The organism is Candidatus Methylospira mobilis (genome assembly GCF_009498235.1).
GTDB lineage: Bacteria > Pseudomonadota > Gammaproteobacteria > Methylococcales > Methylococcaceae > Methylospira > Methylospira mobilis.
On record NZ_CP044205.1, the window covers coordinates 1,587,981 to 1,607,692 of the forward strand.

Here is a 19,712-nt window from a genome sequence, read left to right on the forward strand (position 1 = left end):
TCCGATTGATAGGCAGCGCATTATTCTGTCCATTGCTATTCATAAAATACTGGACAATACCCATGCGCAGATATTTATCTATTTATTGGTATATCGGCATGACTTATGCATTGCCGTTTTTTTTCACTTTCATGCTGCTTAAAAACGAAGGCAATACGGTATGGCTGCTGTCCTCGTTAATTGCATCGTTTATTATGATTCTGCTATTGGATTGGCTTAACTTGCTGGTTCAATTTGTGCTTGGTGTAAGCATAGCTTGGTTGGCCTATTATGCGACGACCAGTTCGGCGCAAGTAAATTTTATTACATTAGAAAGCATCCCTATTTATCTGTTTGCGATCATACTCGGCAGCATCGCAAACTACAGCGCGGAAATGCTGGAACAAGCGCGATTACGTGCTGTGCTGGCTACCGCCAGCAATATTGCACATGAACTTCGTACGCCATTGCTTGGCATCAAAACCGGAGCGATAGGGCTGCGCCGATATCTGCCGGCATTGCTCGAAACCTACCAGGCAGCAAAGGAACATGGGCTTCTTGTAACTCCGATACGCCTTGCTCACCTTCACGCCATGAATGGTGTACTGGAACGCATAGAAAACGAAGCCGATCACTCCAATGTAATAATCGATATGCTGTTAAAAAACACCCGCTTGGATGGTTTTCAGACAGAACATTTTACCGTTTGCTCCATTGCATGCTGCGTGAAAACTGCGCTACAGCGTTACCCTTTCGTATCGGAAAAAGAAAAACTATTGATTTTATTGGACCATGAAACCGACTTCAGTTTTAACGGCATCGAAATGCTCATGGTGCATATTCTATTTAATTTAATGAAAAACGCGCTGTATCATATTGCCAAGGCCAACAAAGGCGAAATCTGGATCAAGATGCAAAAGTCGCAACATGGCAACAGGCTAATATTCAGAGACACCGGCACAGGTATTCCAGCGGAAGTATTGCCGCATATTTTTAATTGTTTCTATTCCTGGTCACCAATTAACGATAGCGGTCTCGGTGCGGGCATCGGGCTCGCATTTTGTCGCAGCGTGATGAAAGCATTCGGCGGCGCCATCACCTGTAAATCGGAATTAGGTGTCTACACCGAGTTTACCTTGACATTCCCCCCTACGGAGGCAAAATGAGCGACTATCAAATACTGCCCTTCTATTTTCCTACGACCGTCATATTCGTAGATGACAGTACCGACTTTTTAGTCAATCTGAGTCTGCAACTTTCTCCAGAGCTGGCTTTTCAACTATATGATTCTTCAGAGTCTGCGTTACTTGCTTTACGCGGAGCGAATAATATGACGACACCGCTCGAACGTTTTTTTTCGTGCTTCCATGCAGGAGAAGATATTCCGCTGTCTCACCACGTTATAGAGATCAATCTCGATAAAATTCACCGTGAAGTGTATAATGAATTCCGCTTTGAGCAAGTATCTGTCGTTGTTGTCGATTATGATATGCCCAATATAAACGGCATCGACTTCTGCCGCAGTATTCCAGACACGGCAATAAAAAAGGTTTTATTGACAGGAAAGGCAGACGAGAAAATCGCTGTAATGGCCTTCAATGAAGGCATTATCGACCGTTTTATCCTGAAGCAGGATAAAGCCGTCATCAATGTGCTGAATAAAACCATACGCGAACTGCAACGCGACTATTTCAACGGAATCGAACGCATGCTGGCCGATGCGCTGGCTGTAGGATCGCACTCGTTTCTGCAAGACGCTCTGTTTGCCGCAGAATTCCAGAAAATTTGCAGCGAGCTTCGAATAGTCGAGTTCTACCTGAGCAGCAATCCGGATGGCATCCTGATGCTGAATTCTGCCGGTGTTGAAAGTTTGTTACTGGTTATGGACGACAGTACGCTGATCAGCCACTACGAGATCGCCTATGACCAAGGCGCACCGGATGAATTATTAACAGCATTAAAAAGCAACCAGCTGGTGCCGTATTTTTGGAAAACACAAGGCAATTACACGCCTTCCTGTCACAACTGGCGCGACTTTCTTTACCCTGCAACAGAATTTAAAGGAAAGCAATGGTATTACTACAGCATTGTAAAAAATCCGCCTGGATATAAAACAGATACTGTGTTGTCGTATAACGAGTTTATTGATCATCTTGATCAACAACGTTACATGAACGCTTAGCACAAAGCGCCCATGTAACGGTTTAATCAAGTTTACGCCACGCCAGCCAAATCCCGCATTATTGAATCAGAACATTCATGTGCAGTCGAAGGGGTGCTGCGCTTGCGGCGCGATGAGGGCCAATTCGCCAAGTCGACTTCATCCCGGATATCGGCACAGACCTGGACGATCCTGTCCAAATCGAATTGCGTCAAGCCGCTATGTATCGAGAAACGTATCAGCGCCCGGTTTTTTGCCGTCGCCGGCGCGCAGAACACCGAGCCGAAAATGCCTCGTGCCTCTAAGGCATCCCTTAATACGATAGTTTGCTGTTCGGAACCGGACTCCAAGGAAATAATCTGCGATTGGCTATCATTGAGGTTGTAACCAAGCGCGTCCAAATGCAAACGCAAGTAGGCGGCATTGACATGCAGCTTATCGCGTCGCCAGCCTTCCTTGCGTATCACATCCAGAGTTGCGTCAATTCCGGCCACCTCATAAGGCAGCAGAGTCGAGCTAAAAATAGCGGGATGCGATTCACATTTGAAATATTCGCTAAACCGTTCCGAGCAGACGAGAAAACCTGCTCTTCCCGCAAACGCCTTGGCTAAACTGGCGGTGCGGAAATGAACACGATCTGTCAAACCCATCGAGGCCACCAAACCTTCGCCTTGATCGCCATGAGTGCCGAGCGAATGGGACTCATCCACGACCAATATGCATCCTTGTTCGCCAGCGATTTCGGCAATCTCTCGCAACGGACAAATACTACCGTTGGTGCTGTAAATCGAATCGACTACAATCACACCGGGGCCATGTTTTAATACCTGCTTTTCCAAATAGCCGGGGTCATTGTGAAAAAACATTACGGCAGTCGCTCCAGCACTACGCACTCCTTCCCACAAAGACATATGCGCAAGCATATCCATATACACAGGAGTTCTCTCGTCAGCGATAGTTTGAATCAGCCCGGTATTGGCACACCATCCTGACTGACAAAGAACTCCTGCTTCAGCGTGCATAAAGGCTGCCAATTTTTTTTCCAGCTTTGCTTGAGCACTGCCCGCATGCAAAAAAACGCCTGACATCAGCAATCCATTACCTTCTTCCAACAAGCTTTCCGAGGTCGCTTTGACAATACCTGGGTGGTTTGCCAAAAACAAATAATCATTACTGCTCAGCAGCAAAGCACTTTTATCCGGAACCCTTCCACGCATGATATGCCCGCCACCCCAAGTATTCTGCACCCGATTACGATAGTATGCATTAACACGCCGCTCCAAAAAATCCGGCTCCATGGCGCAGGGAAAGTTTTTTGACAATATCAGTCTTGTTACATTGTTTTTCATTACAGAACCTCATAATCACGATTAAATAGACATTATGTTTAGCGTGCATTTGAAGCTTCAAATGCAGCACCAACTATAGTGTAAGGCTCTATAATTACCAGACAGTAACAATAAAAAACTGATTGTGCAGTTTTCTCACATGCTTGATTTCAAGCAAAAACGAGCTTCCCCCGGAAAATAGTCTTCCAAGGGTGACGTAAAATTCACGTTACTTTTGGAGAAAGAAGATGAAGCTATCGAAACGGGAATACACAACCGAGTTCAAGGAACTGGCGGTCAAGCGTGTTAAGGCGGGCCAATCGGCTGGAGCGGTAGCCAGGTACCTGGGACTGATCGAGCAGATGCTGCGCAACCGGGTCAAGGCCGCCGAAGCCGGGAAGCTTGTGGGAGTTGGTACCAACAAGGCAGTTACCACTGAGCAGATGGAACTCTCCAGGCTACGTGCCGAGAACGTACGGCTGAAGCAGGAGAATGAAATTCCAAAAAAAGCGACGGCGTACTTTGCGAAAGAAACACGGTGAAGTACGCCTGGATTGATGCGCAACGCAAGGATTATGGGCTGGATACGATGTGCCGGTATTCGATGTTGGCGTGAGTGGCTATCACTCATGGAAGCATGGCGGCAAACCGAATCGCAAGTGATTGACCGATGCGTGGATGCTGGCGCTGATCCAGGCTATCCACGCGGAGTTCAAGGGAGTTTATGGCGGCCCGAGGATGGTGCGAGAGCTGCGTGGCCGTGGATTTCCCGCATCTAGGTCACGAGTGTCTGATGCAGAAGAACGGCATTCGCGCACGCCATAAGCGGCGGTACAAGGTAACGGCGGACTCCAAACACAACCTGCCGGTGGCGGCGAACTTACTGAATCGGAACTTCACGCCTTCGGGGCCGAACTTGGCTTGGACATCCGACATTACTTATCCATGGACGGATGAGGGCTGGCTGTATCTGGCAATCGTACTCGACCGGTTCAACAGTGAAGTGGTCGGCTGGTCGCTGAAGCCGGGGGTAGTAGCACGCTATGGCATCCAGCCCGCTCTCCGGCAGCAGCTCTCGCGTGTGGTGGACATGACCCGGCCGCGGCACCTTTTTTACGTCCCGATGATTGCCTCTTTTCCTTGCTCGTCCCGCCTTTCATGCGATCCTGGCTGGGCGGTTTCGATGAGTTACCTGAATCGGCGTTCAGTTTTTCTTCCAACTTTGCTATCCGTAACGCCTGGGCTTCCACGATAGCGATCAGTTTTATCAGCTCATCCCACAGCACCGCGATGACCTTATGCGGATCTTCCAGCGTATCCGGTAACGGCGGTGGCCCTGCAAAGGTGGGAAGTTTGTCTGTCATGCTGCTATTTTGCCGCCTCGGGATGGTTTCAGCAAATCTGGTGAACGGTTACTTAAGCTCTCACCCATGGTTAATTCGTTTGTCTGTATATGTCAGTCAGAGGTCCATACCGAGCTTTACCTAAACTTACATTGTTATTAACAGAAATTAACATTAATGTGATGCATAATTTGACGATCCGGAGCTGATGAATTTTACTGCTATTCACGGACCAAAACGGAGTTTTTTATAGGTATAAACCACTGTTGGTGCAAATCTTGTTTAGGACTGTTCTGACAAAACTAGCGCTAATGCTAACGTGCGTCCAATCAATTACAACGACTTCCGGTACGTTTACCGTGCTAGATATTTACTGTAGAGTCTACAACATCGTGCAGTGTATTCAGGTAAAAGGAGGTGGGGTTCACTGGATCTGCCTGTATGTCGTAGAGTTTATAATACATACATCAATGATTTGCTCTATGCGAACGTTACCAGGAAATATATTATGTCCAGCATTGGCTCATTGGTGGCATAAAATACATTAATTCAGAGGACCTTTAAGTGCTGGTTGCAAAGTTTATTGGAAAAACCTCCTGTTATGCTAATAGCCAATGTTCAGCTGGGTTGCGTGATATTTTTTTCAGTAAATATTGAATAACAACAATAAATTATTGAACCAATATGAGAACAAAAAAATATCGCTCTATTTTTTCTCCCGCAACATATCAGGAGAAAATAATAAATTTGGTGAATTATTGGGTATTTACCCGGCAACATGCCGGGCAACTGTTCGAAGAAGATAGAGATTTAGAAAAAAAACGAGATCGACTGTTGTATTTTAAAAACAACCCCGTTAGCTTGAGAAAGCCGCTGGCTGATCATGAAGCATTTTACCGAAATTATGTTAGCATGAAAGATGATCCTCGCTCGCTTGATCGTTTGACGTTAATGCTGACTAGTATCTACAAATTTTCACGGAATGAGTTGGTTGTGGTTACAGCTGCATGGGATGTGGTTCCCAACATGGCGAATTCACGCAATATCGAAGATAAAATAAGTCGCGTACATTTGGCAGAAGAGTTTTGTCATTGGCGACTGTTTGATGAAATGCTTAGAACTTGCGGACTGGATCGGGTCGAATGGAAGTCTTTGAGTCCCGTTAAGGATTTTATTTATCGTCAGTTTACACGGCTGCCTGGATTCTTAATGGGTACGCCTGTATTTGTCGCTGAGCTGACGGAGCTTACTTATTATTTCCATTTGCGGTTATTATTTGACGAGCTGCTGAGTCATGAACCGGAAGTACGCGACCGCTTAAGAGAACTACTTGAAGAAATTACCATCGATAAAATTGCTCGGGTTGGTCAGCGCAGGAATTTTATCGGACCTATCGGTATCTGGATGTCACAGATTCTGGTTAAACCTTGCCATGTATGGTTCTTCAACGATATTCCAGAAGCAGGCTTGTTGTTTGATATTAATGAAATGGTAAATTACGCCCAGTCTTTTGATTTTAATGAGTTTCCAGATTACATGGCTGAGCGAAGCTGGATACCGTCGTACTGCAAGGTACGGTCTTTAGCCGGCTCATATCGGAGCCCCTGGAGCAAGGGAAGATCGGGTAGAGCCTGATTATATAGCAGGAAGCAAAGAAGGGGCGCTGGCCGCTTAAGGCAAAGCAGTCATTTCTTTCCGATGCTTAGATCGCTCTAATCGGTTTCATCGTTGGCTGAAAGTTGCGACTCAACGGAAATTTAATGCATTATTTCCCATTGTCGCCTGGTTTTTCCGTTTGTGCCATGAATATTGCTCCGCCAGAAAGCTGCGATGTAAGGGATAACCAGAAATAATTTATAGCCCGCCTTTTGACAGATCTGGGCAGAGATGATGCGTGAAAACCGGGACGCTTGTATAAGCCTGCATTGTATTTATTATCAATGAATATTATAGAAATCCGTAAAATGGCTGGCTTCTTAGATATTTATCATTAATTCGTTTGGTCGTACCATTTTGCGAAAAGAAAAAATCTATTTATGAAATATTTTATACGGTTGCTGCTTGCTTGCTACTTGTTTTACGCCATCACTGCATGCTCTGAAAACCATCCACGCACAATACCGGAAAACCGTTCACCTAAAAATACGGATAATTTTGAAATACAGGTCATGAAATGGATGTATAAAGGCGGTTATGTCAAGAAAAATACCTACACGTTAAGATCAGTGGAAGAAACCTGGAAAATAAACGGCGATGAAGTTGATATTGTTTATATTTCACCGGCAGAGACAGGTTTTTTTCCGCTCCTGTTATATTTTCCCGGACCGGGAGAAAATGCCAATGGAGGAAGCCTATGGCGCGCTGCTTGGGCCAAGAGGGGATATGCAGTGCTGTCGCTGCAGCCGCGAAATTTGGGCGCCTTGTCGCGGCAATCAAATGCACCTAAGTCAGATAACCACGCCATTGTTGGTCAAAAAATAGATAAGGCTTCGTTACACGACAGATTTGTGCAATTAAATTTGGCGATTGCCGAATTCAATCGGCTCCGACAGACGGAAAACTCCCCATTCAAAAATGCCGACATTGCGCATACTGGACTAGTTGCATTCGAGCCAGTTCTTCAGATGATTGCCGGTTTAACGGAGGAAAGTACAGAGCATAAATTCGCTCTGCTGCCCGCAGGGTTTAAGCTTGAAGCCTGTCTGTTGGTAAGCCCTCCATTTAATCCGGCGAAAGGCTGGCCGGACCGTCGGCTTTCTTATCCCGATTTTCCTTTGTTAATGGTGACAGCAAGCGGCGATACGAAGCAATCCTCTATAAGCCAGCAACCGCGTCAGAACGGATTTAGCCAGTTTGAGTCTGCCGACAACCAGTTTTGGTTGGAGTTGAATGCCGACGTCCATGACTTGCTGGCCGGGAATCAGCTCAATCAGGATAACAGTGACGCACAAATGGAAGAAGAAATTTTCGCGGAAGGCAAAGCGAAACGACGCGAGTTACCTCCTTCCATTTCGGGTGGAGGTCCTCCTTCAGGTGGAGGTCCTCCTTCAGATGGAGGTCCTCCTTCAGGTGGAGGTCCTCCTTCAGATGGAGGGCCGCCTTCAGGCGGCACCCCGTCTTCAGGGCCACTGGGCGATTCTGCAGGCAATGCAAAACCTGGTTTGGGAAATGCCTCTAATTTTAAGACGTTTGGTCGCGTGCCGCCTAGCGATAGAGGTATGAGGCAGCCTGTATCGAACGTTGAGCTGACCGCAGCAATACGTGCTATTTCAATAGCATTTTTCGAGTCCAATATTAGGCATGACTCGACCGCGCATGATTGGCTGATGAGCAATGCAAACGCTTGGCTAGCCAAGAGCGGCACTTTTCGTGGGCAACTTCGGCATTTCGTACTTAGTCCGGAAAAAGATACGGTAAATCGTCCTGGCAATTAATACAGCACTTTGAACGGACATCCATTGGCAAAATGGGTGCCGTATTGAGGTTTTTTCAACGATGGACAGCTTGTGTCGCCAATCGAAACAAGTTTGATGGATGCAGTGGCAATTAACATCATGTGGTTCGAATAAAGGGTGATATGTTAAATGACGGCGTCCCTTGCGCTCCGCAAGGGACCATAAAATAAGATGATTAGCACTATGTTCACAAGCCATTGATTACTGGTGCAGGACGGAAATTAGCTTGTCCTTATAATTCCAAGGCTTCCATTGGTCGAATCCATACTTTCGTGAATTTCGGTGCTAATCACCTAAAATAATGGACACCCTCTACTATGCATGGCTACAACGTTGTGACTTCTCGTTAAAAGTCGGATAGCGAGTTGACGGCGCTTATCCGGCGATCTCAATGTTCTTTTCTATCTGGAAGCAGACTACGCGCCGCTTTTGCCTTCATCGACATCGGAAAACGCTCTGCGCACGGCCATGATGGTGATATCGTCGGATTGTTCGGCTTCGCCGACATGGGCGCGTACTGCGGTGATTACTTCCTCCACCAGTTCGTCGGCATTCCTGCCTGTCTTGTCCTGCAGCAATTCCAGCAAACGCCGGTCGCTGAACAGCCGGTCGTCGATATTCATCGCCTCGGTCACTCCGTCGGTGTACAGCATCACTCCGTCGCCTGGGTTCAGGGTCAGCTCCTGCTGGGTAAACTCGATATCGTCAAGTATGCCTAAGGCCATGCCTGTTTCTCCTTCCACCATTTCCGCGCGTCCGTTATTTTGCAAAAGAACCGGCCGATTGTGTCCCCCATAGCTGTAGGCCAGCCGCCCGGTTTCCACATTCAATGTTGCCAGAAACAGGGTAACGAACATGCCCATATCGTTGTCCCGGCAAAGTTCGGGATTCACGGCCCGCAAAATTTCACGGGGCGAGTCGTACCCTGCCGCGACGGCCCGAATCATGGTCTTGACCATGACCATGAACAGGGCTGCCGGCATGCCCTTGCCGGAAACGTCGCCGATGGCGATCAGCAGCGTGTGTTCGTTCAGGTAAAAGAAGTCGTAGAAATCCCCGCCGACCTCCTTGGCGGGATCGATCATGGCGTACAAATCCACCGGACTCTTTCTGGAGAAGCGCGGGAAGGCGGTGGACATCATGCCCATCTGTATGTCGCGCGCCAATCTGAGGGACTCCTGCAGAATGCTCGCTTCCAATTCCTTTTGCTTGCGATACGCTTCCACCAGCTCTTCGGTGCGAACCTTGACCTTTTCCTCAAGGGTGCGGTTGTATTCCTCCAATTGTTCGCGGGAGCGTTGGATTTCGCCCGCCATTTCCACGAAGGAACCGGCAAGAATGTCGATTTCATCGGCGGGCGAGGATCTTTCCGTGCTACGGAATGTCCCTGTTCCCATCAGGTGGGTTACGTCATCGAAGTTGCCGCGCGCCAGGGCGCGTACCGACTGAGTCAGCCGGATCAGCGGGCGGGAAAGCGCATTGGAGATCAGCAATACGATGCCGGAGCCGAGGATGATGAAAAAACCGGCAATGCCTCCGGCCAGCATGATGAAGCGTCGCCTCGTGGCTTCGATCTCTGCTTGCGAGCGGGCGATTTCCTGCTTGAGCGCCTCCGTGGAAAATCCCAGTCTCAGCACTCCCCATGGTTTGGCGCCGAAATGTATCGGAAGAATGAATTCGATGGCGTTGTGTTCAGGGTATTCTCTGTGGGTCAAGGCTGTTTGATCCAGCGCGTAGCGGCTGGCTTCGTCCTGAAGCTTTTCCTGCTCCAGCTCCGGGTGGCCGGAATGGATGAAGGCTACGCCCTCGATATTGGTCAATATCGTATAATCCAGCTCCAGGGTATGGTTGATCAGCACTTCCCGTATATGAGAGAAATTGAGCGCCGCGACGTCGTTTTCTACCTCGCCCTCAATGAGTCTGGAAAAAGCCGCCCCCCTTTCATGCAGGTTGGCCCGCATCAGTCCGACGCGTTTGTCCAGCTCGCTTTCCAGCGAGTTTTTTTGCAGCACAAGACCGATAAAGGTCAGCGTGAACACCACGCCAACCAATAGCCCCATCATGGTGGAAAGCAGTTTCCAGTGGATGCCTCGTTTCACCCTTATGGAATAGGCCGGGACCGCTCCGTCCGGATTTAATGAGGTTGCTGAATTTTTTTTAAACAAGCCTGACATGATTTCTATCGACATTCGATGAGTTGGCTTACCGAGTCCAGGGCGTCCTCATTGTAGCCCACTTTGAGTTTGCCAAGATGGCAAACGTTGAGCGTGATGCGTGAACCGACCGGGGATTGTACAGCCACGCCCGGTTTTTTGTGGTGGAGGAGGGACTGTGCCAGGGTGGCAGCCTGCCGGCCGATAGTGGGGATGTCAGCGGCAACCACCAGACTGGCCCCGAAACGAATGAACACATCGCTATACGCGTAGACCGGCTTGCCGGCTCCGTCCGCGGCCTGAAAAATTCCTTCGACCCGGTCGCGATCGATCAGTATGCCGGGGTCGGAGATCAGCCAAAGCACGTCGATCTGCGGCAGGAGTTCATCCACCGCATCTTCCACTTCCTCGCGGGTGCTGTTTTCCACCGCTTGCTCCACCAGGGTAAGCCCCACCTCCTGCGAATAGGCGTGGGCTTCCGCCACACGTTCGCGGTTGAATTTGGGGTCGAAAATCACCCCGACCCTGGTGGCTTTGGGGAGCAGATAACGCAGCAACGATAACTCCTGGGACAGGGATAGTTCGTTGGCGATACCGTAGACATTGGCATGGCGCGGAAAGCGCTGCCAGTTGATGACGGAAGAAAACAATTGCAGCTTGTCCCCGCCATATTCGCCGGCCAGCTGAAAGGCTTCGGAGCCGATGCTGTAGATCAGGCCGGGGTTCTCTCGATCGACGAGATCGCGCAAGTCTTCCGCGTCCATGTTCGTTTCTTCCAGGTTCACATCGACGATGGTTTGCCCGTCCATTTGTCTACGAAACTCATCCTCCGCCAACCGGTAACGCTCCACCGAGCGGGAGGAATTGATCACCACTATCTTGCCGGGCGAGTCTTGCGCGAAAGAGGCGGCGGCATGAATCGCCAAGGCGGCAAACAGCAGGCTCAGCCATGGCGGCAGACTGTTGGGCCGGCGCTGGGCGTGGATTGCAGGCAGGGCTGTCATGGCGCGAGTAATTGGTTTGAGTAAAGGGCTTCCAGCGATTCGACGCGTTTCCAGCCGTCGAGTCCGAGCAGTTTCAGGTTCTTTACTCCCACCGGCTGCTGGCCCATGTCTTCGAGTATCTTGACCAGCGGAGCGCCGTCCTGCCTGAACGAGCGAGGAATTGCCGCGATCAGTAAAAACAGTTTTTCGCTTTGCGCGAGCGATTTGAGCTGGCTATGCTGCTTGGGGTTGATCACGGCCAGTTTTTGCAGACTGCTCTCCGAAGATATGGCGGCACTGGCCATGCCGAAACTCACCGCCATGAGCGCGTCGATGTCCTTGGGTACGCTGAGCAGCTTGAAGCTTTCGACTAGGGTTTTGTGTTCAGGTCCCAGCATTTGCCGCAAAAAGGTTTTCAGGTAATCCTCGCTGCCGGTTCCTGCTATGGTAGCTCCTTTCAGCGCGGAGACATCCGCGGCATCCCTGGCGGAGAGTATCTTGCGCTGCAGGAATTCTCCCTTGGAGGTGCCTACCAGAACCGCGTCCAGCTCATTGCGGGTCTTCACTTCGCGATAGTGTCCGCTGGACAGCATGTAGACGCCGCGTGATTTTTCCGTCAGTGCCTGCTCGAAAGTTGCCCGCACGTTGAAAGGTTGGAATACGTAGGCTCCGAGCGGGGCAAGATAAGTGTCGAATTCGGTTTTCAGCGTCGCGTAGCTGTCGATGTTGCTTTCCGGGTTGAAAAAATACAGTGCATCTGCAGAAATCGCAGCCGGCGGCACGGTGAGCAGCATCGCCGACAGCCAGGCGCGCCAGTGGAGCAGGAAAACAGGACCAGTGTGATTCGACATAGCTAGAACCGCAGGTTCACATGGCCGTAAAAGGTTCTGCCCGGAGCGGAAAAGTCGCCGGGAAACTGGATGTTGGTAGTGGGGGAGACATAATACTGGTTGAACAGGTTGTAAATGGTAAGACCGACATCCAGGCCCTTGACGATCTGTCCGCGGTTGAGCACGCTCAGGTTGAGCAATGCGTAGCCGGGCAGATTGGGTAAATAGGAATCATTGAGTGCGGCCCGGTTTATCGATCCGTTGTAAAGCACATTGGCGAAACCGTTCCAGTGACGGTCGAACTGCCAATTGGCGATGACGTTGACGCGGTTACGGGGAACAAACGGCGATACGACCCCGTTAAGAGGCTGGTATTGGTTGCCATTAGATGGATTGTAATAGTCATGATTATATAGGAACGGATTCTGGTTGACATAGTTAACAAGTAGATAGCTGCCATGAAACTGCCCCTGAAAATCGTATCGCGTTTCCAGTTCCACTCCCTGGGTAATGAGCATGCCTTGGTTTTCATAATAGTGCTTTCCATAAGGGTTACCGACCAGGCTGATCATATTGGTAATCCTGCTCTGGAAATACACTGTCTGGGCGGTAAGCCCTGGTATGGGGTGCGCCACGAATCCGGTTTCGAAGGTTTTCTCTCTCTCTGGCTCCAAGCTGGGATTGCCTTGGAATCTGGGATTCGTGTTGAGGTCCAGTTCACCGGGAGTCGGGGCGCGATAGGCGCTGCCGTAAGATGCCTTCAAGGAGTAATCATGGATGAACTCCCAATTGAAACCCAGGCGGGGGTTGAAAACGCCGGAGAAATCGCTGTATTTATCATAGCGCGCGCCCAGACTCAGGTGTAGATTACGCGAGACCTCCCACATATCCTGCAGGTAAATGCCCCAGCGCGTTCGGGACCTGCTTTTGCCATTGTTGGTGCTCGCGTAATAGGGTGGGAAATATTCTTGGTAATATGGATCAGCGTACGTTTCTTCCGCAAGCGTGGCGCCGCCCATCAAGGTGTTGCTTCGCGAGAGGCGGTAATTGGTCTGGATTTCACCCCCGGTGCGAGTATTGTCCGACCCTCCGTTCCAGGTCAACTGTGAGTTCGAAGGGGGCGGTGTGTTGAACTGTCTTTTGTACTCGTTGAAGAGGCCAGGATCGAGCGGGGCGGAACCTGTAATCCGCTCGCTGAAGGAATCGTAATAGACCTGCGTGCTGAGGGTCAAGTCTTCGTGCAGGCTCCAGTCCCTGCTGAGGCGCAGAAAATAATTATCGTATTGGTTGGCCTGATTATTCGAAAGGACGCCATACGGATTGACCAAGGGATTGACGTGTTTGCTGATAAAACGTCCATCCAGCTTGTAGCCCTCGTAACCCGCTTGCCACTCCAGATCGTAGCGCTGCACGGGTTCCGATCCCGTGCCGGGCGCTTGGCTCGGTAGTTTAAGAGTGCTGTTTACGTCCTGCCCAACGGTGGTGGGCGCACCATCGGTGTTGCGGAAATTGAAATGTACGACGGCTTCCCCGTTGTCGAACTGTTTTCCGGCGGATAGGCGGTATTGCTCGGTATTGTCGTTGCCGAGCCCTACCGAAGTTTGCACGCCGTGGATATCCTTGGGCGTCAGGGTAATGATATTGATCACAGCCATCATCGCGTTGGCGCCGTAGAGCGCTGAACTCGATCCGCGCACGACTTCGATGCGCTTGATGGTATCGACGGCCAGGTCGTCGTAAACCCAGGTGCTGCCTGGGTTGGCGAGGTCCTGGTCGAGGGGGTGGCCATTCAACAGCATCAACACCTTGTCGGAGGTCGAGGTTCTGACGCCGCGCACATCAATGGCGCTGACGCCCAGTCCGGTCTGCGTGATGCCGATGCCCGGCACGATGCGCAATGCGTCGGAGAGGGTGCGCGCGCCCATGCGCCTGATATCTTCCTGAGTGACAACGGTGCTGGTGGCGATGGATTTATCCGTGCGTTCTTCGGTGCGGGAAGCAGTGAACACCGTGTCGCGTTCGGCCGAGAGAAAACGCAATTCACTTTCCATTTCCTGGTCTTCGGAGGTATCCGCAGAAATATGGAAAGAGAGCAGCGTCAGGCTCGCGGCCAGCCCCAGACACATTACTGTCCTAGAGGAGGGCCGTCGCATGGAATGGCGCGTATTAGCGCCGCTTTCCCGCTCGTTCGAGTTAATGGCGGGTCGAGCCGCTGCCCGCGATGTTCCCAGCATCGCTCGTCCTTAGACCAAAGCTTTATATGCCGGTACTTTGCGCGGATAGTGCGTATACCGTCGTTGTTCAGTAGGTAAAATCATAAACCATCGTTGCGGAATCAGAGCTTCCTTGCTCAAAGCCCGTTGTCGTTATTTTTCGTCCAGCAGACTTCTCCAATAGTGGTCGTCCTGGTCGAACAAACGATTGCCTTCGCTTGGCCCCCAAGTGCCGGCAGGGTAAGTATGGATGAAATCGTGCTCCGATGCCCAGGCTTTTTGTATGGGGTCGACCACGCGCCAGGCGTGTAGAACTTCATCGGAGCGCAGGTACTGGGAGTGATCGCCCTCAATGGCGTCGAGCAGCAGATTTTCATAGGCATCGGCTGAACGATCGTCGCTGGTGCAGGTGCTGGCGTCCATTTGCGTACTGCGCGTATGCATTCCCATTCCCGATTCGCGTATTTGTACTTCGGCCCTGATGCACTGTTCCGGCTGGATGCCCAGCAATAGCCAGTTGGGAGGGATTTCCTTGATTGGGGTGTCTCTGAACAACTGTTGCGGCGGATGTTTGAAGCGGATGCTGATCAGCGAGTGTTTGGCTGCCAGTCTTTTCCCGGTACGCAGGTAGAACGGCACGCCGCTCCAGCGCCAGTTGTCGATGTAAAGTTTCAGCGCGGCATAGGTTTCCGTGGTGCTGTTGGCCGCGACTCCTTTTTCTTCAAGGTAACCGGGTACATCATGTCCGTCGATTCGGCCGCGCGTATATTGGGCGCGGAAAGCCTGTGCGCGTACCGCATTTTTACTGATGGGGCGTATCGACTTCAGAACCTTGACCTTTTCGTCGCGTATGGATTCCGCATCCAGGTTGGCCGGAGGCTCCATGGCCACCAGCGTCAGCAGTTGCAGTAAATGGCTTTGTATCATGTCCCGCAATGCGCCGGTATCGTCGTAGAATTCGGCGCGATCCTCAATGCCGTGTTGTTCGCTATGCGTGATCTGCACATGGTCTATGTAGTTACGATTCCAGAGCGGCTCCATCATCAGATTGGCGAAGCGAAAAACAAAAATATTCTGGACGGTATCCTTGCCCAGATAGTGATCGATACGAAACAGTTGCTGTTCGCGATAATCGCTGAGCAGGCTGTTGTCCAGGGTCTGTGCGTCTTCCAGATCGAAGCCGAAAGGCTTTTCCACGATCAGGCGCCTCCAGCCGTCGCTCTCGTTGTTCAATCCCGCATGGGCCAGCTGTTGCGCAACCAGTTTGTATTCCGAGGGAGGCAACGAGAGATAGAATATATAATTGTTGGGGAAAGTCGGAGTGTTTTCCAGCGCCTGCTTAAGGCGCGGGTACATTTCCGCTTCGGAAATGCTGCCCAGGAAGTAATGTACCCGCTGTAAAAAGCTATGCAGTTTTTCCTCTTCCTGCGCAATGCCTGTCTGGGCTTTCAGCGTCGTAGCGACTTGTTCGCGCCAGCTCGCGGTAACCCAGTCGCGGCGCCCTATGCACAGGATAACCAGATTTTCCGGCAAATGCCCGTTGGCGTGCAGATGATAAAGCGCCGGTAACAGTTTGGTGCGGGCCAGATGCCCGGTTGAGCCGAAAATCGAAAACACGCATGAGTCAGACATGGCTATACTAAGCTCCGTTTTTTTGCTTTGGGAAACTATTCCCGCCAGACGCGTTTAGGTGTGCGCCAAGGCGGAAGCGATCTCGAAAAAAGGACACTATGCTGCGATTTATCAAAAACCATAGAACAGGAAAACTTCGTACCATACCGGATAAACTGCGCCGTACCGCAGCCCGGCGGCATCTGACGCGATTTGCCTGGCTGTCGATTATTGCCGCCGTCGTTACTATCGCTCTCAAGACGGCGGCTTACCTGTTAACAGGGTCGGTCGGATTACTGTCGGATGCCATGGAAGCGCTGGTCAATCTGGTAGCGGCTATTATGGCACTTGCCATGTTGATTGTCTCATCTCGTCCGCCCGATGATGAATATCAATTTGGTTTGGGCAAAGCAGAATATTTTTCCAGCGGACTGGAAGGCGTGCTGATTATCGTTGCCGCGGCCGGTATTTCGTTTGCGTCGCTGGATCGGTTGTATCACCCTGTGGCGTTGCAGTCGCTTGATGCCGGTCTGATCGTCTCGCTGGTTGCCTCCCTGATCAACCTGCTGGTTGCACGCCAGTTGCGGCGAGTCGGCGAATTATTTAATTCGATCACGCTGGTGGCTGAGGCAAGGCATTTGATGAGCGATGTTTGGACATCGGCCGGCGTACTGCTGGGACTGGTTGCTGTCAAAGCTACCGGCTGGCAGCAATTGGACCCCATTATCGGTCTGGTGCTGGCCCTGCATATTTTTGCGACCGGCATCATGCTGCTCCGCCATTCCATTGCCGGTTTGCTCGATACGACGCTGCCGCCCGAGGAAAACGCCGAGATTCAGCGCGTACTGGCAAGCTATAAACCGCACGGCGTGCAGTTCCACGATTTACGTACCCGGCGTTCGGGCGCGCACCGCTTCATGACGGTGCATGTGCTGGTGCCGGGCGGCTGGAGCGTACAGTGCGGCCATGATTTGCTCGAGCAAATCGAGCGCGATATTCGCGACAGGCTGGAGGATATCCATGTCGTAACCCATCTGGAACCGATAGAGGATCAGGCATCGTTTGCGCACGAGGTTTAGCCGATTGCTCGCCAGCGCCGTCCATCAAGAGGGCAGAGGAAAGGACACGGCTTCCGCGAGCGATTTCGGCGGAAAGAATGCGGATTCCCATGGGCCTTATCAGTTTTCTAAACAATGCCATCGTTCCTGCTTTTTCAGAAAAAACATTTATTTCAATCTACGAATCAGACCTGATATATCAGAGCGTTAATAGTGAAAAACAGTTTCCGCCATGACCCTTACCCTGTTCCGCGCCCACCGGCTGTGTTGCTTTATAATAGTCCGGTTCGGCAGCGCGGGAATGTGCTTCGCGAAACTCCCGTTGCGAGAAGAAGGAGGGTATCCCTGCCTGCGATGCGTTCTATAATCTTGATTGTATCTATTCTATTCTTGAAAGAAAATCATTCGGTGTCTGAGATATTCCTGTCATGGCTGATCCCGAGCTGCCTGTTTCCTTACGGCTATTTCATCAAGGCTCAATATGGATAACGGGGTCTTAGGTTCTGTTGACATTAGCACGCGCCACCAGTGAAGCTGGAACCATTTCGAAAATGGCTGACCGACTCGAAATTAGCGCCGAAGACTGGAACGTTATCTATCCCATACTGGTGAAACATCGGCATGTCCGATCGACGTCCGAGGAACAGTGCCGGGCCTTTCTGGTTGCCGTTCTGCAAATTCTTCGATCGGGATCGCAATGGCGTTTGCTGCCGGAAGCGCATGGCAAGTGGAACTCCGTGTTCAAGCGTTTTTCCCGCTGGAGCAAGCATGGGGTTTGGCAGTCGCTGTTCGCCGGATGCATCCATCATCCTGATTTGCAAAGCGTGTTTATCGATTCCACCATCAACCGGGCTCATCCCTGCGCTGGTGGCGCGGCGGGCAGCAATGCCGAGGATGAAGCCTTGGGACGATCGAAGTGCGGCTTTACTACCAGGATTCACGCCATCACCGATGCCTTGGGGAATCCCCTCGAATTCTTACTGACCGGAGGGCAGGCCAGTGACATTGGACAGGCTGAAACCTTGCCGGCGCTGACGCCAGCGGGTGCGCGTGCGTTTGTCGGTGACAAAGGCTATGACAGCGATGCGCTCGTCCAGGCCATCGTAGCGAGAGATATGAAAGCCGTCATTCCTCCGCGCTGCAATCGAAACAAGGTACGCGAGTGCGATTGGTTTATTTACAAAGAACGCCATCTGATTGAATGCTTCTTCAACAAAATCAAACATTACCGACGAATATTTTCGCGTTTTGAAAAAACAGCTCGCAACTACATGGCCTTCCTTCACTTCGTCTCAGCTCTCATTTGGTTGCGGTGATACGTCAACAGAACCTAGGATGAAGCGTTGCTGAAATTGTTCTATCTGGCGCTGATGAACATTAGCCGGAAATGGACTATGCCACTGCAAAATTGGAAAGCAGCACTGAACAGGTTTACCATCATGTTCGAGGATCGGATGCCAAACCGTTAACTTAAACTCCGTTTACACAAAATCCAGGACACCCTCCAAGGTTGAGGCAGTTTCCTACCAAATGACCGTTTACACAAAAACTCTTACACCCTCAACTGCCGGGCTTCTGCAATTTACGAACAGGCCTCCCACCTCGGCACAACCTGCTAAACCCTCTACAACTACCCAAAACTGTCAACTTTGACAGTTACGAACGCCATAGCTCCTTATGTATAGTTGGCCGCTCGAATAAATTCCGAACGGAGTTGACAGCAGCGATGATGACATTCTGGGGCTATTTCATAGTCGGGTTGATTGTTGGAGCGATAATCACCTGCATTTGCCGTTGCATATACGGCATTCACTGCCGGACGCTCGAAACAATAAAGAGCTACACCAAGGAATACAGCGAATACAATACACCGGACTGGTAAATCACCTTCATCCAGACAGCAAAAAGCCCGCTTTTCAGCGGGCTTTTCACACCCTTCGGACGGACTTGTAATATGAGAGTGGTATGTTAAATGGCAGCGACCTTGCACCGCGCATAATTCGCATAGCGCATCTTTGGCTGAACTAATGACAAAACATTAGACGTCGACATACCTACCTGATTAGCAGTTAGGCTTTAATGATAGATGAACCTTGTGATTTAAAGAGCTCGTACGCTTTCGCCATGCGTTTTTTATAGGCAGCAAGGGGCTCTCTTTTTGTGGTGTATACCTGTGAAATACTACCGTCTGCTCTTCTCAATCTGAATGAACCGCTCCTGGTACCATCACCATGATCTATTTCCCTTACATTACTCATAAGGCCGCCAACAATACTATCAAGTTCGTCATCACTTAGTGCAGTATCACTTATAACGTCGCCATTTATAAGTTCAAGTTCAATTGCTTCAGTCATTTGTAATCTCCTTTCGGTTGCGTTAAATTTGAATCACGATATGCCGATGACCGACACGGTTTTACTCGTTGGATCATCAAGTCAACCCCATCTCTTCCTATACTTAGTAACTAAAACAGTAAAATTGTTCTCATGACTGAGATACTCAGGTGAAATATTTAGTGTAGGCACCCTACCGGGGCAACGCACTTGACTGTCCCAGATCGGACAGCATGAGCTGTTTGACGGAATCGCGAGACTACTG

At 50.5% G+C, this 19,712-nt stretch carries 14 protein-coding genes and 2 pseudogenes; 8 read left to right on the plus strand and 8 right to left on the minus strand.

What is annotated here, in order from left to right:
• Positions 1 to 62: 62 nt before the first annotated feature.
• Complete coding sequence (locus F6R98_RS06990; protein ID WP_228125143.1) at positions 63 to 1,145, plus strand: sensor histidine kinase; 1,083 nt, start codon at positions 63 to 65, stop codon at positions 1,143 to 1,145.
• Positions 1,142 to 2,161, plus strand: a complete 1,020-nt coding sequence (locus tag F6R98_RS06995) for a response regulator (RefSeq protein WP_153248380.1) — start codon at positions 1,142 to 1,144, stop codon at positions 2,159 to 2,161. The genes F6R98_RS06990 and F6R98_RS06995 overlap by 4 nt, the downstream gene beginning before the upstream one ends.
• Positions 2,162 to 2,193: 32 nt before the next feature.
• On the opposite strand, the gene cqsA is transcribed toward F6R98_RS06995, so the two are convergent.
• Complete coding sequence (gene cqsA, locus F6R98_RS07000; RefSeq protein ID WP_153248381.1) at positions 2,194 to 3,489, minus strand: alpha-hydroxyketone-type quorum-sensing autoinducer synthase; 1,296 nt, start codon at positions 3,487 to 3,489, stop codon at positions 2,194 to 2,196.
• Positions 3,490 to 3,716: 227 nt separating this feature from the next.
• Here cqsA and F6R98_RS21935 point away from each other — a divergent pair.
• A pseudogene (locus F6R98_RS21935) lies at positions 3,717 to 4,507 on the plus strand (IS3 family transposase); the annotation flags it as partial.
• On the opposite strand, the gene F6R98_RS22440 reads toward F6R98_RS21935, so the two are convergent.
• Positions 4,461 to 4,832 carry a DUF6444 domain-containing protein gene (locus tag F6R98_RS22440; protein WP_153248384.1) on the minus strand — a complete coding sequence of 124 codons (372 nt, stop codon included), beginning with the start codon at positions 4,830 to 4,832 and terminating at the stop codon, positions 4,461 to 4,463. The pseudogene F6R98_RS21935 and the gene F6R98_RS22440 overlap by 47 nt on opposite strands.
• Positions 4,833 to 5,495: 663 nt before the next feature.
• Between F6R98_RS22440 and F6R98_RS07020 the strand changes: the two genes are divergently transcribed.
• On the plus strand, positions 5,496 to 6,446 hold the full coding sequence (locus tag F6R98_RS07020) for a hypothetical protein (protein WP_153248386.1): 951 nt from the start codon (positions 5,496 to 5,498) through the stop codon (positions 6,444 to 6,446).
• A gap of 401 nt (positions 6,447 to 6,847) precedes the next feature.
• Complete coding sequence (locus F6R98_RS07025) at positions 6,848 to 8,245, plus strand: alpha/beta hydrolase family protein (RefSeq protein ID WP_153248387.1); 1,398 nt, start codon at positions 6,848 to 6,850, stop codon at positions 8,243 to 8,245.
• Between the two features lie 437 nt (positions 8,246 to 8,682).
• On the opposite strand, the gene F6R98_RS07030 is transcribed toward F6R98_RS07025, so the two are convergent.
• From F6R98_RS07030 to zwf, 5 genes are all read right to left on the minus strand, one after another.
• Positions 8,683 to 10,365: a PP2C family protein-serine/threonine phosphatase gene (locus F6R98_RS07030; protein ID WP_228125144.1), complete on the minus strand. Its 1,683-nt coding sequence runs from the start codon at positions 10,363 to 10,365 to the stop codon at positions 8,683 to 8,685.
• An 80-nt stretch (positions 10,366 to 10,445) separates the two neighbouring features.
• Entirely contained in the window at positions 10,446 to 11,423 is a 978-nt protein-coding gene (locus F6R98_RS07035; protein WP_228125145.1) for an ABC transporter substrate-binding protein, read from the minus strand.
• Positions 11,420 to 12,253, minus strand: coding sequence for a PhnD/SsuA/transferrin family substrate-binding protein (locus F6R98_RS07040; RefSeq protein ID WP_228125146.1), 834 nt, complete (start codon positions 12,251 to 12,253; stop codon positions 11,420 to 11,422). The genes F6R98_RS07035 and F6R98_RS07040 overlap by 4 nt, the downstream gene beginning before the upstream one ends.
• Positions 12,254 to 12,255: 2 nt before the next feature.
• Positions 12,256 to 14,466 (minus strand): TonB-dependent receptor plug domain-containing protein, encoded by a 2,211-nt coding sequence (locus F6R98_RS07045; RefSeq protein WP_228125147.1) that lies wholly within the window; start codon positions 14,464 to 14,466, stop codon positions 12,256 to 12,258.
• A gap of 132 nt (positions 14,467 to 14,598) precedes the next feature.
• Positions 14,599 to 16,077, minus strand: coding sequence for a glucose-6-phosphate dehydrogenase (gene zwf, locus F6R98_RS07050; RefSeq protein ID WP_153248390.1), 1,479 nt, complete (start codon positions 16,075 to 16,077; stop codon positions 14,599 to 14,601).
• Between the two features lie 98 nt (positions 16,078 to 16,175).
• Here zwf and F6R98_RS07055 point away from each other — a divergent pair, with 98 nt between their 5' ends.
• The 3 genes and pseudogenes from F6R98_RS07055 to F6R98_RS07065 all read left to right on the plus strand — a co-directional run.
• Entirely contained in the window at positions 16,176 to 17,135 is a 960-nt protein-coding gene (locus tag F6R98_RS07055) for a cation diffusion facilitator family transporter (protein WP_153248391.1), read from the plus strand.
• A gap of 530 nt (positions 17,136 to 17,665) precedes the next feature.
• Entirely contained in the window at positions 17,666 to 18,430 is a 765-nt protein-coding gene (locus F6R98_RS07060; protein WP_153248393.1) for an IS5 family transposase, read from the plus strand.
• Between the two features lie 18 nt (positions 18,431 to 18,448).
• Positions 18,449 to 18,583: pseudogene (locus F6R98_RS07065) on the plus strand (IS256 family transposase); the annotation flags it as partial.
• A 600-nt stretch (positions 18,584 to 19,183) separates the two neighbouring features.
• Here F6R98_RS07065 and F6R98_RS07070 read toward each other — a convergent pair.
• Entirely contained in the window at positions 19,184 to 19,468 is a 285-nt protein-coding gene (locus F6R98_RS07070; protein ID WP_153248394.1) for a hypothetical protein, read from the minus strand.
• Between the last annotated feature and the right edge of the window lie 244 nt (positions 19,469 to 19,712).

Excerpts from the sequence above, each read along its gene's own strand:
- F6R98_RS06990 (WP_228125143.1), top strand. The coding sequence starts at position 63 with ATGCGCAGATATTTATCTATTTATTGGTATATCGGCATGACTTATGCA.
- F6R98_RS06995 (WP_153248380.1), top strand. The coding sequence starts at position 1,142 with ATGAGCGACTATCAAATACTGCCCTTCTATTTTCCTACGACCGTCATA.
- cqsA (WP_153248381.1), bottom strand. The coding sequence starts at position 3,489 with ATGAAAAACAATGTAACAAGACTGATATTGTCAAAAAACTTTCCCTGC.
- F6R98_RS22440 (WP_153248384.1), bottom strand. The coding sequence starts at position 4,832 with ATGACAGACAAACTTCCCACCTTTGCAGGGCCACCGCCGTTACCGGAT.
- F6R98_RS07020 (WP_153248386.1), top strand. The coding sequence starts at position 5,496 with ATGAGAACAAAAAAATATCGCTCTATTTTTTCTCCCGCAACATATCAG.
- F6R98_RS07025 (WP_153248387.1), top strand. The coding sequence starts at position 6,848 with ATGAAATATTTTATACGGTTGCTGCTTGCTTGCTACTTGTTTTACGCC.
- F6R98_RS07035 (WP_228125145.1), bottom strand. The coding sequence starts at position 11,423 with ATGACAGCCCTGCCTGCAATCCACGCCCAGCGCCGGCCCAACAGTCTG.
- F6R98_RS07040 (WP_228125146.1), bottom strand. The coding sequence starts at position 12,253 with ATGTCGAATCACACTGGTCCTGTTTTCCTGCTCCACTGGCGCGCCTGG.
- F6R98_RS07045 (WP_228125147.1), bottom strand. The coding sequence starts at position 14,466 with ATGCTGGGAACATCGCGGGCAGCGGCTCGACCCGCCATTAACTCGAAC.
- zwf (WP_153248390.1), bottom strand. The coding sequence starts at position 16,077 with ATGTCTGACTCATGCGTGTTTTCGATTTTCGGCTCAACCGGGCATCTG.
- F6R98_RS07055 (WP_153248391.1), top strand. The coding sequence starts at position 16,176 with ATGCTGCGATTTATCAAAAACCATAGAACAGGAAAACTTCGTACCATA.
- F6R98_RS07060 (WP_153248393.1), top strand. The coding sequence starts at position 17,666 with ATGGCTGACCGACTCGAAATTAGCGCCGAAGACTGGAACGTTATCTAT.
- F6R98_RS07070 (WP_153248394.1), bottom strand. The coding sequence starts at position 19,468 with ATGACTGAAGCAATTGAACTTGAACTTATAAATGGCGACGTTATAAGT.